Source organism: Aeromonas sp. MaB10011B, assembly GCF_017939325.1.
GTDB classification, from domain to species: Bacteria; Pseudomonadota; Gammaproteobacteria; order Enterobacterales; family Aeromonadaceae; genus Aeromonas; species Aeromonas caviae.
The window spans coordinates 1-16,289 of sequence record NZ_JAGKRK010000013.1; the positions used below are offsets into that span (position 1 = coordinate 1).

Annotated in this window: 17 protein-coding genes and 1 pseudogene; 8 read left to right on the plus strand and 10 right to left on the minus strand. The window is 60.0% G+C overall.

Going from position 1 to position 16,289, the window contains the following annotated elements:
• Positions 1-162: 162 nt before the first annotated feature.
• The 4 genes and pseudogenes from J9893_RS05610 to J9893_RS05625 all read right to left on the minus strand — a co-directional run bounded on the left by J9893_RS05610 (position 163) and on the right by J9893_RS05625 (position 3,270).
• Complete coding sequence (locus J9893_RS05610) at positions 163-1,719, minus strand: AAA family ATPase (RefSeq protein WP_143238159.1); 1,557 nt, start codon at positions 1,717-1,719, stop codon at positions 163-165.
• A 208-nt stretch (positions 1,720-1,927) separates the two neighbouring features.
• Positions 1,928-2,470: pseudogene (locus J9893_RS05615) on the minus strand (GNAT family N-acetyltransferase).
• Between the two features lie 22 nt (positions 2,471-2,492).
• Positions 2,493-2,954 (minus strand): hypothetical protein, encoded by a 462-nt coding sequence (locus J9893_RS05620; protein ID WP_223919349.1) that lies wholly within the window; start codon positions 2,952-2,954, stop codon positions 2,493-2,495.
• Positions 2,935-3,270, minus strand: coding sequence for a hypothetical protein (locus J9893_RS05625; protein ID WP_104451985.1), 336 nt, complete (start codon positions 3,268-3,270; stop codon positions 2,935-2,937). The genes J9893_RS05620 and J9893_RS05625 overlap by 20 nt, the downstream gene beginning before the upstream one ends.
• Positions 3,271-3,412: 142 nt before the next feature.
• Between J9893_RS05625 and J9893_RS05630 the strand changes: the two genes are divergently transcribed.
• The 3 genes from J9893_RS05630 to J9893_RS05640 all read left to right on the plus strand — a co-directional run bounded on the left by J9893_RS05630 (position 3,413) and on the right by J9893_RS05640 (position 5,751).
• The gene (locus tag J9893_RS05630) at positions 3,413-3,733 is read left to right on the plus strand and encodes a hypothetical protein (protein WP_143238158.1); all 321 of its coding nucleotides are present in this window, start codon (positions 3,413-3,415) and stop codon (positions 3,731-3,733) included.
• A 215-nt stretch (positions 3,734-3,948) separates the two neighbouring features.
• The gene (locus tag J9893_RS05635) at positions 3,949-4,533 is read left to right on the plus strand and encodes a penicillin-binding protein activator LpoB (RefSeq protein ID WP_113978271.1); all 585 of its coding nucleotides are present in this window, start codon (positions 3,949-3,951) and stop codon (positions 4,531-4,533) included.
• A 327-nt stretch (positions 4,534-4,860) separates the two neighbouring features.
• Positions 4,861-5,751: a sensor domain-containing diguanylate cyclase gene (locus tag J9893_RS05640; protein ID WP_052814437.1), complete on the plus strand. Its 891-nt coding sequence runs from the start codon at positions 4,861-4,863 to the stop codon at positions 5,749-5,751.
• A 63-nt stretch (positions 5,752-5,814) separates the two neighbouring features.
• Here the strand turns inward: J9893_RS05640 and J9893_RS05645 are convergent, their stop codons facing one another.
• On the minus strand, positions 5,815-6,453 hold the full coding sequence (locus J9893_RS05645; protein ID WP_010672675.1) for an exopolysaccharide biosynthesis protein: 639 nt from the start codon (positions 6,451-6,453) through the stop codon (positions 5,815-5,817).
• Between the two features lie 200 nt (positions 6,454-6,653).
• Between J9893_RS05645 and J9893_RS05650 the strand changes: the two genes are divergently transcribed.
• On the plus strand, positions 6,654-7,268 hold the full coding sequence (locus tag J9893_RS05650; protein WP_052814438.1) for an outer membrane beta-barrel protein: 615 nt from the start codon (positions 6,654-6,656) through the stop codon (positions 7,266-7,268).
• 12 nt (positions 7,269-7,280) lie between these two features.
• Here the strand turns inward: J9893_RS05650 and J9893_RS05655 are convergent, their stop codons facing one another.
• A complete protein-coding gene (locus J9893_RS05655; RefSeq protein ID WP_113978255.1) occupies positions 7,281-7,586 on the minus strand; it encodes a monooxygenase in 306 nt (101 codons plus the stop codon).
• A gap of 121 nt (positions 7,587-7,707) precedes the next feature.
• Here J9893_RS05655 and J9893_RS05660 point away from each other — a divergent pair, with 121 nt between their 5' ends.
• Positions 7,708-8,064, plus strand: a complete 357-nt coding sequence (locus tag J9893_RS05660; RefSeq protein WP_052814440.1) for a helix-turn-helix domain-containing protein — start codon at positions 7,708-7,710, stop codon at positions 8,062-8,064.
• Here the strand turns inward: J9893_RS05660 and J9893_RS05665 are convergent.
• The 3 genes from J9893_RS05665 to J9893_RS05675 form a co-directional block, all read right to left on the minus strand.
• Positions 8,036-9,073: an acyltransferase family protein gene (locus J9893_RS05665; protein ID WP_143238155.1), complete on the minus strand. Its 1,038-nt coding sequence runs from the start codon at positions 9,071-9,073 to the stop codon at positions 8,036-8,038. The genes J9893_RS05660 and J9893_RS05665 overlap by 29 nt on opposite strands.
• Positions 9,074-9,249: 176 nt before the next feature.
• Positions 9,250-9,870 carry a PepSY-associated TM helix domain-containing protein gene (locus J9893_RS05670; protein ID WP_210600904.1) on the minus strand — a complete coding sequence of 207 codons (621 nt, stop codon included), beginning with the start codon at positions 9,868-9,870 and terminating at the stop codon, positions 9,250-9,252.
• 65 nt (positions 9,871-9,935) lie between these two features.
• Entirely contained in the window at positions 9,936-11,936 is a 2,001-nt protein-coding gene (locus J9893_RS05675; RefSeq protein WP_235690565.1) for a TonB-dependent siderophore receptor, read from the minus strand.
• Between the two features lie 312 nt (positions 11,937-12,248).
• Here J9893_RS05675 and J9893_RS05680 point away from each other — a divergent pair, with 312 nt between their 5' ends.
• Together J9893_RS05680 and J9893_RS05685 are read left to right on the plus strand one after the other, a co-directional pair.
• On the plus strand, positions 12,249-12,731 hold the full coding sequence (locus tag J9893_RS05680) for a GNAT family N-acetyltransferase (protein ID WP_103858768.1): 483 nt from the start codon (positions 12,249-12,251) through the stop codon (positions 12,729-12,731).
• A gap of 469 nt (positions 12,732-13,200) precedes the next feature.
• On the plus strand, positions 13,201-13,938 hold the full coding sequence (locus tag J9893_RS05685) for a class I SAM-dependent methyltransferase (RefSeq protein ID WP_210600905.1): 738 nt from the start codon (positions 13,201-13,203) through the stop codon (positions 13,936-13,938).
• A gap of 59 nt (positions 13,939-13,997) precedes the next feature.
• On the opposite strand, the gene J9893_RS05690 is transcribed toward J9893_RS05685, so the two are convergent.
• Positions 13,998-15,056 (minus strand): porin, encoded by a 1,059-nt coding sequence (locus J9893_RS05690; protein WP_029313567.1) that lies wholly within the window; start codon positions 15,054-15,056, stop codon positions 13,998-14,000.
• A 218-nt stretch (positions 15,057-15,274) separates the two neighbouring features.
• On the opposite strand from J9893_RS05690, the gene glpX reads away from it, so the two are divergent.
• On the plus strand, positions 15,275-16,285 hold the full coding sequence (gene glpX, locus J9893_RS05695; RefSeq protein ID WP_039040467.1) for a class II fructose-bisphosphatase: 1,011 nt from the start codon (positions 15,275-15,277) through the stop codon (positions 16,283-16,285).
• Positions 16,286-16,289: the final 4 nt, after the last annotated feature.

The window sequence follows — 16,289 nt, forward strand, 5'->3', positions numbered from 1 at the left end:
CATCAGGGCAGGATGATGGAGGGTCAGACCCCCTACAGCATGTTCAAGAAGGGTCTGAAATTGATACCGAAGGAAGTGCGCACTAAAGTAGCGTAAACAAGACACCGGTTTGAGGCCGGTGTCAGGTGATAACTAGATCTGTACACCCTGTGAGGACGAAATTTAAGCATCTATTTCTCTTAAATCTTCGATTATTGGGGTGAGCCATCCAACAACTTGAGAAGTGAAAATTTCCCATGAGGGGTGTTTAGATGCTAGATCCACAATCCGAGCTAATCCTACAGAACGTTCAATTCCGAGAAAGTCAATTATTTTGGATAAATAGTTGTGAGCATCTTGTTCAAATACAATCGTTCTTGCTGTATCAATGATTTCTTGATAATCGTTATCTAGCTCATTATCGTTAATTTCAGTTAGCATAGAGTGGATGTGTCGTTCTGGATTAAACCCCTCCGGCAAAATAAATTCTGAAATTTTAGATAAAGCATTCCCCCTCAAATCTACAGCTCTACGGTCATCACCACTAATTACTTTATTGATGGCATTTTCTTTCTGCTCTACCGTTCTATAGACATCCCCATCCAAGATGTAGATGTTTCTGCTAACATCTTCATTTCTGAGCAAGGCTCCACCTAATATTGTGAATGCATTAGATGATGCTCCATATTTAATAATGTTTACATATTTTGATGCCTTAAGTGATGAGCATATTTTACTTACAACAGAAGCAGCTACATCATCTTCAACATATATTTCAACAGAGGTTTTTCTCTCCCCTGTTAGACGCAATATTGAGTCTGGCTTGGTATCTTCAAAACAATACGTCCGGTCTGGTAGATTTAATATATGTCTAATGTTAACCATGTGCGACATGGTAGTGATTACTTCTCTATGAGTCGTGAATATTATTTGAATGTTCTTGTCAGTAGCTCGTTCATAGAGAACTTCTATAAGTCTTTTTAGTGCGCTGTCATGTAGCAATAAGTCAATTTCATCAATTAAAATTAAAGCGTATTTATCAGCTTTTAACACGGTCTCAAGAATTAAAAATATCTTTTGCTCACCAGCGCTCATGCTGAGAGATGAATACCTCATCCCATTCGCTTCTACACCGATCATCTTTTTCCCATTCGGCTGGAGATGGCTATTTAGAGATGTATATCTTTTGTTTAAAATTTGAGATGCCTTATTCAGGATTGTTTCCACTAAAGCGTTGGTTACATTTGATGTCACATATTGCACAGAGTTCTTTTTCTCTGATTCAATCATTGGGACACACTTATCTATCCCAAGATAATAAACTTCTCTTAACGGACGTCTAGCGTATATTGGAACCCATCTTGAACCTCTAGCCTCAGATTTCCCATAGCTTTTTTTCTCGTCATTTATTAATTCTCGTCCTCTCCTATATGACATAGAAATTAAAAAACTACTGCCATTCCACTCTGAATCTGGACTTCTAGGAAAAAAATCACCTAGTTTGTTGTCTTCGCCTGGAAAGTCCTTCTCTGGCATATAAACACCTGCGAGGGCATGTAAGATGGATGATTTTCCACTTCCATTTGGCCCTAAGATCGCGGTCAATGCATGAGGGGTAAATGTCAATTCATTTAAATCGTTTAGGCATTTTAATTTTTTAATGTTTATGGAGTTTATAGTTTGCCCTGTAATGGTTTTTACCGTGTTAGGTTGTCTTGCTACAGTTTCAGTCCTATCTATTAGTTTTAAAAAATTAAAATGCTATTTGTATGTGAGAGAGTTTACTCTTGTGGAGACCCGTAGGGAACTTTTATAGACTTGTTGTAAATCTTGAATGAATCGGTCATTCAGGAATCTCCGTAATTGCGACCGGTCCATAGTAAATTTTTGACTCAGGTTACATGCTGCCTCAATTTAGATGGCGCTACAGGCTACGTCCTGACAGATATCAGCCTGCGGGAACAAGGGCATAGATATGCGCATCAAGAGGCTGGTCATGGAGGAAGATGCGGTTTCTGGCCTGGCACTCAAAGGTAGCCCCAGCGGCGATGGCGACGGCTTCGCTTGCTGCGTTGCCAACCCCCATCACGATCTCCAGCCGAAATAGTCCCAACTGCGTAAAGCCAAAGTAACGCAGCAGGGCGACCGCCTGTCGGGCGATGCCACAGCCTTGGCGGGATTGGCGTACTCAATAGCCGATATTGCCGTAGCGATGATGGGGCGACAGCTGGTTGACACCTGCGCCACCCAAGAGCTGGCCGGTGGTGGCGCAGAAAATGCCCATATCAAAGGCGCGTCCCGCCGCACAATCCTGCTCGCAGTTGGTAAACCACTCCAGCGCGTTTTCCCGAGTAAATGAATGGGAGCACCAGCTCATCCATTTGCCGACCGTCTCGATGGATTCGTGGGCCGCGCGGACAAACTTGTCGGCATCACCCGGCTCGAAGGGGCGGATCACGATCTGGGTGTTGGCAAGGGGGGTGAGCTGCATATGGCCTCCTGCTTGAGGGTGGCTATGGGGCGGCGCTACCCAGTTGCTTGAGGTAAGCGGTCAGTGAGAATGGCTGAGCAAATTCCTTCATCCCGGCCAATTTATCCAGCTCTGCTTGGCCGACTTGCTGTAACTGAGCTTGCTGGGCGGGAGTGAGCGTGGTGGTTCTCGCCTTGATCAGGGTGTCGAGAAAACTGCGGTCTCCCGCTACGGCTTGATGGAAAGCCTTGAGCGCCAGCGCATCGACCTCTGCTGCGGTGCAGCGCTCCATGCTTTTCTCATGAAGATAGATAAGCACGGTCACTTGTTGTTCCCTCTCCAGTGACCAGAAGGGGTCGCTTTTCGTGGGCAGAGTGGTGCCGTGTTGCGACTTGATGGCTTCGCACCGCTCAAATGCCGGGTCCAGATCGTGCAGTGACAGCGCCATGGCGCCTTGGCAGGCGAAGAGCAGCAGAAGGGCAAATTTACTTGTTGTATGAGGCATGGACACATTTCCAGAACTGGGATTCTTTACCTGCTGAAGACCATGCCATGGGTTCAACAACCTGATTCAGTTTGTGGCGCAGGATATTGGGAATGCCTTCCATCGCCTGGCCATACAACTCCCAATCGTAATCACTGATGTTGTAGGCAACGTCCTTGGCACTTCTCGGGTCGCTGAAAATCGTATAAAGCGGTGTGGCGGAAACGGCGACAGCCAGTTGATTGGCGCTGTCTACAAGCTGGTCCATTTGCTCCAGGGCATCGATTGAACGGGAGCTCAATGTCAGTCCTTTGATCGGACATGTAGCTATCCCCATGATACTCTCCTGCTTTATCGGACATGAATGAGGCCAAATTGGATATCATTTATGCAACCGATGATCAAATTAAAAGCTGAAAAATGAGAGTCATATCGCCCTGTGTCGCGTGATGCCGAGCATGAAGAGATAGGCATTGATCATGATGTTATTGGTTGTTGGGCTTGTTGCAGGTAGCTACCTCTTGTCGGGTTGGGGGCGCTTTGCAGAGAGGCGTTTTGTATGTGGGTCATTCTTGATGCTCCTGTATCTTGCCCTCTATTACCTTTTTCCTTCTGATCTCGTCGGTAGCTCCATCCATCAAGGGCGTCTGGGGCAATATCTGCCGGTCTTGTCCTACGCCGCCATCTTGTTTGGTGAAGCCATTTTTCCCTTCGACAAGGGAAGGTATATCCCTTGGGTAGGTGTTGGTGGGTTGAGCGCCGCCTCTCTCTATCACCTGGTGTTCTTCGCTATTCAGTAGCGCAATATGGTCACAACGGCGGTGTTGCGCTCAGGCCTCATTTGATTCGAGGCATTCTCTGGCACTGTCTGTTCGCCAGTCTCTGTCGCCCCCTGACCATGTGCGCATCGACCCGGGGCGGGTTTGTCTCTAGCATGGAGGGGAGGCGGAGCCGGGCTCCGTCAAACTGGATGATGGACGAAGTGCGCCTTGCACACTTCTGGCGGAGAGAAAAGATGAAGCTGCGTTCCTTGTTGATGGTGGGTGCCCTGTTGCTGGGCGGTTGTGCGGTCAATCCCTATGGGGGGACGTCTGCGCCGGTCGGCGAGCCGGACAAGCCGGTGACCAAACCAGAGAAACCCGTGGCCGAGCCTGACAAGGCCGAGCCGGTGCCTGCTCCCAAACCCGTGGCACCGACGGGGCTGGCGGTCGCCCTGGCCGATGACTTCCTGAAGGCCGCCGATGTGCAGGCGCTGGCGGGCAGCAGCCCGGTACTGCTGCTGATGGCGCCCCAGAACGGCACAGGGGAAGTCTTCAGCACCCAGCCTCTGGCGGTGGCCATGATCCAGCGCATTCAGGCCAATAGCGGTTTTCGTTTCGCAGATCCGGGCCAGGTGGCGGCCATCACGGGTCAGCTCGAATACCAGCAGGGGGGCATGAACCCCGCCTCCCTGGTGCGTCTGGGTCGCCAGACCGGGGCGGGTTACATGCTCTACGGGGATCTCCTCTCTGAAGGGGGCCGCTACCGGCTCGCCATGAGCCTGATGGATCTCAAGAGCGGCGAACTGCTCTGGAACGCCAGTCGATCCGCTACCCGTTGATGCCGGCTCGCCGGATCCCTCTTGACCGGGATCCGGCCTTGCCCCCCTTGTCCGGGGGCGGGAATACCCCTGTGGTTCCCCTGGCGTCATATGCGTTGGCATGTCGCACTGCCTGAGGGCCAAAAACCTTCCTGACTGTCTGACAATTCTGGTTCTGACAGCATCCCCGATTGCTACTATTCACTTTGCCGGAGGCTTGTCCGGTGAACACGTCACCGACCGCATCCTTCCCGCCCGGCAGGCAGCTTTCTGCCCCTGTGCGATACTCCATGAGTCTTGTATAACAGGAGTACAGGGACCTACTCCCATGGATAGTAAGGAGCTCGGATGGCGCTCTCAGTGGCACAACTCTACGAAGTGATGGCCCAGTTGCCGGATCCCGTTTTCATCCTCAGCGAAGATGGCTACTACATCGAGTACATCGGCGGGATGGAGCAGCAGTCCTACCAGAACGGCAACCCGCTGATCGGCAGACAACTGCTGGACGTGCTGCCCGAGGACAAGGCGCAGTGGGTGATGGCGCAGGTGGCTCAGGCCCTCGCCAGCGGCCAAGTGCAGGTGGTGGAGTATGACCTCTCCCCCGCCGAGGTGGACGGCATCGACGCCGACGCCGGGCCCCAGGGAATGCAGCGTTTCGAGGGCAAGATAGCGCCCTTGCCCTCTTTATATGAGGGGAAGCGGGCGGTGACCTGGATGACCCGCAGCATCACCCGCCAGCACGAGCTGCAACAGCGGCTCAAGCGGCTCGGGGAGACGGATCAGCTCACCGGCCTCTACAACCGCCACTTCTTCTTCGACCAGTATCACCACAGGGTGCAGGGGCAGCATCTCACCGGCCTCATCATGCTGGATCTCGATCACTTCAAGCAGATCAACGATCGCTTCGGCCACCAGACCGGTGACAAGGTCCTGTGCCGGGTCTGCGAGTGCGTCTCTGCCCAGTTGCGGGGGGAGGATCTCTTCGTGCGCAGCGGTGGCGAGGAGTTTTTGATCCTGCTGCCGCAGATCGACGAGGGGATATTGCTGAAGGTGGCGGAGCGGATCCGCGCCGCAGTGGCGGCCATGGCGCCGGATCCCGCCCCCGTGACCGTGAGTCTGGGCACCACCCTGATCCGGCCGGGAGAGGATCTTGGCACCGTGCTGGCCCGGGCGGACGAGTGGCTCTATCGGGCCAAGCGGGGCGGGCGCAACCGGGTGGCCCATGATGGGGCGCCCTGAGGGGCGCAGTGAACAGGAAAGAGGGCGACCCGGGGTCGCCCTCTTTCATTTGGCCGGGCCAGATCAGCCGAACAGGGTCGAGATATTCTGCCCCGCCATCAGCAGGCCGATGGCCAGGGCGCTGAACCAGACCAGGGTGGCGGCGACCAGGGCATAGCCGAGGGCGACGAAGAGACCGTCCCGCTGCAACATGCCGATGGCCAGCAGCAGGATGGCCCAGGCGGGCATGGCGTTGGTGAAGGGAATGGCGCCCAGCGGCAGCATCAGCAGCAGGGCGGCCAGCATGATGAGCAGGCCGTTGCAGCGGTTGATGGTCACGCTGCCGGTCAGGATGAGCAGGCGCGGGCGGATGAAGCGGTCGATGCGGGCCAGCAGATCCGCCCCCTTGTGCAGGGTCGGCTTGAGGTGCTCGGCGGCAAAGCGGCGCTCCATCAGGAAGGCGGGCAGCCAGGGCACCCGGTTGAGGGTGATGCCGATGCCGATGAAGAGGATCAGCAGGCCAAAGGGGGTGCTGACGCCGGGAATGGAAACCGGCAGCAGGAAGGGAACCGTGAGCAGCACGCAAAACAGCAGCATGCCCTGCTCGCCCACCAGGGCCAGCATCTGGCGCAGGCTGATGTGGCTCTCCTCGATGGCGTGGGCGGTGGCCCTCAGGGTATCGGAGAGCGTGCTTTGGGGGTCGTTGAGTTGCGCGGCAACCATTCCTGAGATCCTCGTCTGTTGATGCCACCGCTGTGGCGCCGCCAGCTTACGGGGACGAGGTTAATCCCGGATGAATAACCCCTGGGAGCACAGATATTTCCATCGGGAGCGGGGCAATGGGGCTGGTACAGCCCCCGTCCAGTGTGGGAGACGGGCGCTCTGATATGCTTTGCGCAGGTCTTTCACCAAAGGATGAGCACATGAGAGGAGCGATGGGGATGGTGCCGGGGCTGCTGCTGCCCCTGGCGGGCTGGGCAGCCGAGCCCCCGGCGACGGGCTGGCAGCTGACTCCCTTTGCGGGATACAGCTCGGCCATCGACTTTCGGGCCATGGACGAGCCGGCCCCCACGCCGCACGGGAGCGACATAGACACCCTGCAAGGGGAGCGCTCCGGCAGTTGGGGGCTATTCATCAGCAGGGAGGTGGATGACCCCGGCATGGTGGAGCTGCTCTACAGCCACCAGTCGACCCGGGTGTCCCCCGAACTGCCCGACAGGCTGACGGTGGACACCCTGCAGTTTGCCGGGGCCCTGACTCTCTCGGACAACCTGATGGCCCCCTATATCGGTGCCGGGATAGGGGTCACCCGCTTGGATGCCTACGACAGCGAGACGGCCCCTTCCATGTCCCTGGCCCTCGGGGTGCAGCCGCGCCTGACCGAACATCTGGCTGTGCGGGCCGAGGTGCGCGGTTATGGTGCCCTGGTCAACGACGACAGCCAGTTTCTCTGCAACCCCGAGATCTGCGCCTTTCGGGTGAGGGGGGAGCTGATCACCCAGTGGCAGGCCAATATCGGCTTGACCCTGAGGTTCTGAGCCCCGCTCGGACTAGGCGATGCCCTTGGTGAGGCGACTCAGGGGCTCGTTGACGTCGAACACCTTGTACTGCACCGCGCTGGCGCCCATGGCGAGCACCCGCTGCTCGTGCATGGTGGCGTAGGCGAGGGCGCTCCCCTCATCCTCGAACAGATAGATGCCGCCCGCCTCGCCGGTGCGCGGGTTCTCGGTCCAGATCTTGGAGATGAAGCCCGGCTCCCGGGTGATGGAGTCGGCCAGCGGCATGGCCGCAGCAGTGAGGGCCGGTCCCATCATCTCGACGGGGAAGTTGAAATGGATCTGCAGCAGGCTGGGCATGATAAACCTCTCGTGGGCGTTGATTGACGGAATCCGCATCATAGGAAGCCGGTATCTTGGCTGCAAGAAGGCACATTTTCGTGGCATAGTTACCGCAAAGTAACCACTCACGAGCCATACCGTGCCCTCACTGCCCTGTCCCGCCTATCAGGTATTAAGCCTGCTGACCGGCAAATGGAAGCCGGCCATTCTGTTTCATCTGCGCGAACAGACCCGGCGCTTTGGCGACCTGCGCCGCTGCCTGCCCGAGGTGAGCCAGAAGGTGCTCACCGCCCAGCTCAAGGAGCTGGAGAGCGACGGTGTCATCATCCGCACCCTCTACCCCGACGTACCGCCCAGGGTGGAGTACAGCCTGAGCCCCCTTGGCGTCGCCCTGATCCCCCTGCTTCAGCAGATGCACGATTTTGCGCTGAACCACGTTGATCTGCTGGCTGGTCAGGGTCCTGTTTCTAGCGAGCCCGCAGCAACCAGCGGCTGAGGGCGGTGGCCGCCAGCAGTCGGTAGCCGAGCAGAGTGAGCGCCAGCAGCGCGGGTACCTTGAGGAGTTCCCACCACACCTGTTTGCCCTGGGGGCCGAAGATCATCAGCCACACCACCAGCATCATGTGCAGACAGTAGAGGCCGAGCACCTTGGGGGCCTGGCGCTCCAGCCAGCTGCCTTTGCCCCATGCGGGGTTGGCCAGCAGCAGGCCGAACAGCCCCAGCGCCCAAGGGAGCGAACCCAGCAGGAAATCATGACGAGCGAGGGGGACGGCGGCAACGCGCAGCAGACCTGCGGCCTCTAGGGCATAAAGCCCCATCCCCGCCATCATCATCAGGGCGCAGCGCCTGGCGTCCGGCTGCCAGGCACGCAGGCGCAGCTCGGCGCCAAGCGCCACGAACAGCAAGGAGAAGAAGGGGCCGTTGCGGGTCAGCAGGGCCCACTCGCCCCCCGGCAGCAGCGGGCCATAGGAGCCACCGATCAGGGCCAGGCTGTAGAGCAGGGCCCCCAGCAGCAGGGCCAGCCTTGGCAGGCGGGCCTGCTGGCAGAGCCCCAGGATCAGCACCGCCACCATCAGGGCGGGCAGGAACCAGAGGTGGATCATGCCGCCCACCCACCAGACGTTGAGATGATCCCCGAGCTGCATCTGCCACTGGCCCGCCATGGCGGGCAGGTAGCCCTCGCTCACCGCCGCGAGCGGGTTGAAGGGTATCAGCACGTAGAGCAGGCTCCACGCCAGCCAGAGCCCCAGCAGGGGTCGGCAGTAGCGCAGTGCGACCGTCAGCGGGTGGCCCGCGGCGAAGGCGGGTTGCAAGAAGTAACCGGCGCACAGGAAGAACAGCGGCACCGCGAAGCGGCAGAGCTGGTTGATGACGGCCCCGACCAGAGGGTAGGGCGTGCCGTCCCACAGGGCGGGGTCGAAGGGGTTGCTGAAAGGGGAGAGATGGATGGTCATCACGGCCAGGATGGCCACCACTCGCCCGCATTCGATGCTGGAGATGCGCATGCTGCCTCTTGCCGCTTGGGTTGAGGGCGCACCCTAGCAGCCGCAGGCGATCCTCATCCAGCCGCCAGGCCGGCAACTGTGACCCCCATCGGCGGCCGGTTACCCTTTGTTACCCGAGGTGCGGGCAAGGTTACCGCCGCCGAGAGACAGATCCCGTTTTGCCGTCGGTAAAGGCGCTAGAGCAGGGCCACCAGCACGGTGACCAGGGCGCCCAGCAGCAGCAGGGCGATGCCGCGCGCGGCCGGGCCGTGCAGCTTGTTCCACATCAGCAGGCTGGTGAGGGCCAGCAGCAGCATGGCCAGCGCCGCCAGATCCCCCACCAGCTGCCAGGGCAGGCCGGTGCCCATGCCGCGGTGCAACCGGTTGAGGCTGGCGGCGAAGTTGGCCTGCTGCAATTCGGTACGCACCAGCAGGGTGCCCGCCACATAGCTGGCGGCCACGCTCTGGCTGAGGGTGACGCCGCGCATCTCCCAGCGGGCCGGCAGGGTGAGCGGGCCGTCGGGGGTGGGCAGGGTCTGGGGCGGGGTGAGCTGGACGCGCCCCTCCTCGAACCCTGCTGGATAGCGTTGCTGCAGCAGGCTTTTCAGCTCATCCGGGCTGGCCAGCGGTGTGCTCAGCACTATCTCTTCGCTCGATTTCTCGGTGTGGGGGCCGGGCAGCGGCAGTACGGCCCTGTGTTGCAGCCAGAGGCCGGTGAGGCCGTAGAGCAGCATCAGGGTGAGGGTGGCAAAGCCTGCCCAGGCGTGGATGCGGCGCACCCACTTGTTGTTGTGCAGGGGGAGTTTTCTGCGTCTCATTGCTCGGTGCTTCATAAAAATCTGGCCAGCGGAAGCTGGCCAGAGGGGTCGGTAAACAGGGAGGATCAGAAGCGGTAGGCGGCGGTCAGGTGCAGCTGACGGGGCGTGCCCGGCATGATCTGGGCCGCGCTGGTGGCGCTGACGAAGTAGTCGTGATCGGTCAGGTTCTCCAGGCTGAGCTGGGCATCCCAGTGCTGCCAGCGGTAACCGGCGCGGGCATCATAGCGGGCGTAGCCCGGCAGCACTGTGGTGTTGGCGTTGTCGGCGAAGCGATCCCCCACCGCCGTCACCCCGGTCTCGCCGAACCAGCCCTGCTTGCCGCTCTGGTAGCCGGCGAACAGCTGGCCGTTCTGACGGGAGACGTTCATCGGCCGCTTGCCTTGCAGGTCCGCGTCTGCCTTGACCTGCTCGGCATCCTGGATGGCGACGCCGCCGCGCAGATAGATCTCGTCGGTCAGCTGGGCACGGGCGCTCAGCTCGATGCCGTCGGTGCGCTGCAGACCGGTGAGGATCACCCGGGTGGGATCCAGCGGATCCTTGCTGCGCTTGTTGTACATCTCCAGCCGGTAGAGGGAGAGGGTGGTGGCGAGGCGGCCGTTCAGCCAGTCGCTCTTCACGCCCCCTTCATAGAGCCGGGTGTGCTGGGGATCCAGGTTGTTGTTCTTGTCCCCCGGGGTGATGCCGATAAGCTCACCGCCCACCGGGGTGAAGGTCTTGCTGTAGGAGGTGTAGAAGGCATGCTCCTCGATGGGGTTCCACACCAGGCCCAGGCGCGGACTCAGGCTGGTGACCGAGAGGGTCTCTTCCTTGTCGAGGTCGTTGCGCCGGCTGGTGACGGTGAAGTCGTCGCGGCGCAGGCCTGCCAGCAGGTGCCAGTCGCCCAGGCTGAGCTGATCCTGCACATAGAGGCCGACACCGCGCACCCTGTGATGGGCGTCGCTGGAGAGTTTCATGGCGCCGTCGTAGGTGGGCAGGGAGCCCGGATCATAGAGGTTGCCTGCCGGGATCGGGTTGGCGTTCTGGTAGAGCTTGGGGGTGCGATCCTGCCAGCCCTGCTCCAGACCCACCAGCAGACGATGGGCGATGGGGCCGGTTTGCAGCTGGCCTTCCGCCTCGGTGTTGCTGGTGAGGCTGCTGGCCTTGAGATCCTGCTGCCAGCGGGCGCGGGTCACCTTGTCACCCTTGACGCTGGTGACATAGGTATTGTCGAACTGGCTGTCGAGGGTGGTGTAGCCGAGCTGCTGGCGCAGTTGCCACTGATCGTTGATGTCCCAGGTGAAGCGGGAGCGGGTGGACTGGGCCACATCGTCGATGAAGTCGCGGCGTGTGTCGCTGTAGACGCTCTCGATGGGGACATCCGCCGGGCGACCATCGACGCCGGGAATGCCGCGATCCGGGGTGCGATCGTGCTCGTTGCGCTCGTATTGCACCAGCCAGTTCAGGGTGTCGGTGATCTCCCAGTTGACGGAGGGAGCCAGCAGGGTGCGCTTGCTGGTCACGTCGTCGCGAAAGCTCTCCTTGTCCTCCTGGGCCAGGTTCAGGCGCACCTGTACCCGCTCTCCTGCCTCGCCGTTGAGATCGGCGGCGAAGCGTCGGCTGTCGAAGCTGCCGACCTGGGCGCTGACGCTGGAGGCCTGCCCCTTCTGGGGAACCTTGCTGACCCGGTTGACGATGCCGCCCGTGCTGCCACGGCCGTAGAGCACGGCGGCGGGGCCCTTGAGCACTTCGACCCGTTCGATGTTGCCAAGGTCGCGGGTGTATTGCATGTCGTCGCGCAGGCCGTCGAGGTAGAAGTCGTTGCTGGCGCTGAAACCGCGGATGGTGACGCCGTCAAAACGGGTGTCGCCGCTGGCGTTGACGCCAGGGATGCCGATCAGGGCTTCACTCAGGGTGGGCTGGCCGAAGGCGGTCAGCTCGCTTGCCTTGACGCTCTCGATGCTCTGGGGCACCAGCTTGGCCGGGGTGGCGGTACGGGTCGCGGTGGCGACCTCTTCATGTTGGCTGCGTTTGCCGACCACGGTCAGGGTTTCGTCTTCGGCACGGGGGCTGGTGCAAACCGCCAGCAAGGCGACGCCCAGCAAGGCGCGCGGGGGGGGGAATGGTTCATCTGGGTGTGACTCTTTGTCGACCAATCGGCCTGAACTTGTTGATTTATTTGTAATTATTGATTTCTCTCATCGCGAGAGGTTGCTAATGATATTGATTTTCATTTGCCTTGCAAGGAGAAGATGCAAGAAAAAGAGATCATTGGCGGCAGGCACTGAGGGGGCTGGAACCTCGGGGAAAAGGCCGGGGGAACCTTGGTTCGGTTCGGAGGGGACGCTACCATGGTGGCCTCGCGCCTTGGCGCACCATCCGGCACACACAGGGAGAGAAACATGGTCGAGATCATCAGGGCGGATCTGCACAACCCTCGCCACGGCGAGGCGCTGATCGCGATGCTGGACGAATACGCCAGGGACGAGATGGGGGGCGGCAGTGCACTGGCGGACGAGGTGAAGGCGAATCTGGCCGAAGCACTGGCCGCGCGACCCGGTGCTCATGTGCTGCTGGCCTGGGTCGATGGGGAGCCCGCTGGCGTTGCCACCTGCTTCGAGGGTTTTTCGACCTTCGCCTGTCAGCCGCTGCTCAATATCCACGACGTGGCGGTGCACCCTGCCCATCGCGGCCAGGGCATCGGCAAGCAGCTGTTGGCGGAGGCGGAGCGGCTCGCCCGGGATCTCGGTTGCTGCAAGCTGACCCTGGAGGTGCTGGAGGGGAACAAGGTGGCCCAGGCTGCCTATCGCGCCAGCGGCTTTGCGGGTTATGAGCTCGATCCCGAGGTGGGCCGGGCTATGTTCTGGCAGAAGAAGCTAGGGTGAGAGGGTCGGCAAACATGATCTGCCGGGCTTGCCTCTGAGACTCCTGTCCCCTGAGTGGCACCAGATTTTTCAATGTGTTGATGGAACCGGCCCGGCCGGGTGAGTGACATGACCCTTTATGCTTCGGATCAGCGAGTGACCCGAATGAACTCCGTACAGATGCGCACGATGAAGCATTGTCCGGAGCCGGTGGAGGCCCAGACCTCCCATCCATTCATCGTGCAGTGACGACCGGATCTCGCTACCTCGCGGGAGCCGTGACCTTGCCGCACGACTGAACCAAGGCCATAGACGTTGCCTCGTCTATGGCCTTTTTTGTTGTCCCGCAGCCAGGCTGCGGGTGCGAGACAGAGCAGAGGCCCGCCCGGGTCTCTGCTTTTTTTATGGTCTGTCATGACCGACGGGTATGCTTGGCAAGGGCCGGGTCGTCGGCCAGAGAGGCTGACCATCTTCAAGAGGAAACAGTGCAATGTCACAAAATATCTATGACGAACCAGGGTTTTTTGAGGGCTATGCCCAACTGCCACGCTCCCTTCACGGGCTGGCGGGGGCGCCGGAGTGGCCGGCGCTGCACGCCATGCTGCCGGAGCTTGCCGGCAAGCGGGTGCTGGATCTGGGCTGCGGTTATGGCTGGTTCTGCCGGGCAGCCAGAGATCTCGGGGCTGCCGATGTGGTCGGTATCGATCTCTCCGCGAAGATGTTGGCCCGTGCCGCCGAGCTGACCCGGGATGCGACCATCCGCTATCGGCAGGGGGATCTGGACGGTCTTGCGCTGTCCGATGAGCCTTTCGATCTCATCTACAGTTCCCTGGCGCTGCACTACCTGCCCGAGGTGGCGCCGCTGTTTGCGGAGATCCACCGTGCGCTGGTGGCTGGCGGCAGCCTGGTGTTCTCGGTGGAGCACCCCATCTTCACCTGCCCGCAGCCGCAGGGCTGGCTGGTGGATGCAGAGGGACGCCGCTCCTGGCCCGTCAACGGCTACCAGGCCGAGGGCAAGCGGGTCAGCAACTGGCTGGCGGAGGGGGTAGTCAAGTATCACCGCACCCTGGGCACCTACCTCAATGCCCTTGTCGCCGCCGGGTTCCAGATCCGCCGCGTGGAGGAGTGGGGGCCGACGGCGGCGCAGATTGCGGCCAACCCGGCCCTGGCGGAGGAGGCGGAGCGCCCCATGCTGTTGCTGGTGTCGGCGTACAAATCCCTGGCCTGACGCAATAAAAAACGGCGCGCAGAGTGCTCTGCGCGCCGTGTCATCAGTTGGTTGCCGACTTAGAAGTCGTAGCGGGCCGCCAGCTGGAAGTCATCCTTGGTATTGAGCTTGCCGCTGTCATGGCTGTCGAGGTTGTTGATGCGGTACTCGCCGATGACGCGCAGGTTCTTGTTGAACTTGTACTGGGCACCCAGGGTGTAGTAGTCGATGGAGTCGTAGTCAGACTTGCCAGCCTGCTCCACCTTCTGCTTGTTCCACAGGGCCATCAGGCCGAAGCCGCTCTCGAAGTTGTAACCCAGCGCCCCTTCCCAGCCGGTGTGATCCTTGCCGGTGGCCAGGAAGTCGCTGCCGTCGGCATAGCTCAGGGCGGCGTAGAGGGCCTTGTTGTCGTACTTGGCGGAGAGCAGCCACAGCTTGGCATCCTCTTCACCGCTCTTGTCGCGGATGCCCACGTTGTAGGCGGTCCCCAGGGAGAGGTTGAACGGGAAGGTGTAGGCCACGGCGGCACCGTAGGCGGCATCGCTGTCCTTGCTGGAGGTCTCTTCGGTGTCACCGCCATCGAACTTGTAGCTGGTATCTACCTGGAAACCGTTGAACAGGCCGGAGTACTTCAGCACGGAGCCGGCGCGGTTGGTGGCGAAGGTGTCGGTCTTGGCGCCCAGTGCCTCGTTGCCGTAACCATCGGAGAGAGAGACATCAGTCCAGTCCGCCAGGAAGCCAGGAGCCCCCTTCTGGCGACCGAAGGTGACGGTCCCCCAGTTGGCGCCGACACCGGCGAACGCCAGACGGGTACGCAGGTTGTCGGAGTTCTCGCTGACGGTCTTCTCGCTGTCGTTGATGTACATCTGCAGTTCGTACTGGGCCAGCGCCTTGAGACCCGGGTTGATCTCGCTCTCTACCTTGGCGCCCAGACGGACAAACTGGTTGGCCCCCTGCTTGTCGCTGTATTCGTTTTTGATGTCACCGTTGGCGTCCAGCTCTTTCTTCTCGCCGAAGAACTGGCCGGCGTAGATGCGGCCGTAGAGGTCGAGCAGGGTGCTCTCGTTTTTGTACACTTCAACGGCTTGAGCCTGGAAGGCGGCGGTAAGAGCCAATGCTACTACTGTCAGCTTTTTCATCATGATCCCTTGTGTTGCAAGCTTTTGTTTTAAAAGACGGGGCCATGCTAGAAGTGACAGATGACAGTCGGGTGACCGTGCAATGAACAAACCGTGTCGGTTCCATGTCAGCGGGATGAAAACCGGGATTTATGTGGCTGGTCGCCACTTTTACGCGCAAAGGTTTGCCCTTGTGGTAGAATGCCGCCCGTTTTCGAGCTCCTAAGGTTGGATATGCGATGAGACGTGAACTGGCAATCGAATTTTCCCGAGTGACGGAAGCGGCTGCACTGGCTGGCTACAAGTGGCTCGGACGTGGTGACAAGAATATCGCCGATGGCGCGGCCGTGGCGGCCATGCGTCACATCCTCAATCAGATCCAGATCGATGGCGAGATTGTGATCGGCGAAGGGGAGATCGACGAAGCCCCCATGCTCTACATCGGCGAGAAGGTGGGCACGGGTCAGGGCGACGCCGTGGACATCGCGGTCGACCCCATCGAGGGGACCCGCATGACTGCCATGGGTCAGGCCAATGCTCTGGCCGTGCTGGCGGTGGGCGACAAGGGATCCTTCCTCAAGGCCCCCGACATGTACATGGAAAAGCTGATCGTGGGCCCCAAGGCGAGAGGCGCCATCGATCTCGATCAGGCCCTGGAGCTGAACCTCAAGGCCGTGGCCAAGGCGCTCGGCAAGCCCCTCTCCCGTCTGACCGTCATCACCCTGGCCAAGCCGCGTCATGACAAGGCGATCAAGGAGATGCAGGGCCTGGGAGTGCGGGTGTTCGCCATTCCCGACGGCGACGTGGCCGCTTCCATCCTCACCTGTCTGCCGGACAGCGAAGTGGACATGCTCTACGGCATCGGTGGCGCGCCGGAAGGGGTGATCTCCGCCGCGGTGATCCGCGCCCTGGACGGCGACATGCAGGCTCGCCTGATCCCCCGCCACCAGGTCAAGGGTGACAGCCCCGAGGTTCGCGCCCTGGGTGAACAGGAGATCGCGCGCTGCGAGGAGCTGGGCATCGACGTGAGCAAGGTGCTCAAGCTCGAAGATCTGGCCAAGAATGACAACGTCATCTTCTCGGCCACCGGCATCACCAAGGGTGATCTGCTGGAAGGGATCACCAGCGACGGCGTCATGGCGACCACCGAGACCCTGCTGATCCGCGGTAAATCGCGCACCATCCGTCGTATCAAGTCGATCCACTTCCTGGATCGCAAGGACAGCGTGGTACGCGACATCATCCTGTGATGTG

Excerpts from the sequence above, each read along its gene's own strand:
- J9893_RS05665 (WP_143238155.1), bottom strand. The coding sequence starts at position 9,073 with ATGCGCATCTCCAGCATCGAATGCGGGCGAGTGGTGGCCATCCTGGCC.
- J9893_RS05685 (WP_210600905.1), top strand. The coding sequence starts at position 13,201 with ATGTCACAAAATATCTATGACGAACCAGGGTTTTTTGAGGGCTATGCC.
- J9893_RS05680 (WP_103858768.1), top strand. The coding sequence starts at position 12,249 with ATGGTCGAGATCATCAGGGCGGATCTGCACAACCCTCGCCACGGCGAG.
- J9893_RS05630 (WP_143238158.1), top strand. The coding sequence starts at position 3,413 with ATGATGTTATTGGTTGTTGGGCTTGTTGCAGGTAGCTACCTCTTGTCG.
- J9893_RS05620 (WP_223919349.1), bottom strand. The coding sequence starts at position 2,954 with ATGCCTCATACAACAAGTAAATTTGCCCTTCTGCTGCTCTTCGCCTGC.
- J9893_RS05625 (WP_104451985.1), bottom strand. The coding sequence starts at position 3,270 with ATGGGGATAGCTACATGTCCGATCAAAGGACTGACATTGAGCTCCCGT.
- J9893_RS05690 (WP_029313567.1), bottom strand. The coding sequence starts at position 15,056 with ATGAAAAAGCTGACAGTAGTAGCATTGGCTCTTACCGCCGCCTTCCAG.
- J9893_RS05670 (WP_210600904.1), bottom strand. The coding sequence starts at position 9,870 with ATGAGACGCAGAAAACTCCCCCTGCACAACAACAAGTGGGTGCGCCGC.
- J9893_RS05645 (WP_010672675.1), bottom strand. The coding sequence starts at position 6,453 with ATGGTTGCCGCGCAACTCAACGACCCCCAAAGCACGCTCTCCGATACC.
- J9893_RS05640 (WP_052814437.1), top strand. The coding sequence starts at position 4,861 with ATGGCGCTCTCAGTGGCACAACTCTACGAAGTGATGGCCCAGTTGCCG.
- glpX (WP_039040467.1), top strand. The coding sequence starts at position 15,275 with ATGAGACGTGAACTGGCAATCGAATTTTCCCGAGTGACGGAAGCGGCT.
- J9893_RS05650 (WP_052814438.1), top strand. The coding sequence starts at position 6,654 with ATGAGAGGAGCGATGGGGATGGTGCCGGGGCTGCTGCTGCCCCTGGCG.
- J9893_RS05635 (WP_113978271.1), top strand. The coding sequence starts at position 3,949 with ATGAAGCTGCGTTCCTTGTTGATGGTGGGTGCCCTGTTGCTGGGCGGT.
- J9893_RS05655 (WP_113978255.1), bottom strand. The coding sequence starts at position 7,586 with ATGCCCAGCCTGCTGCAGATCCATTTCAACTTCCCCGTCGAGATGATG.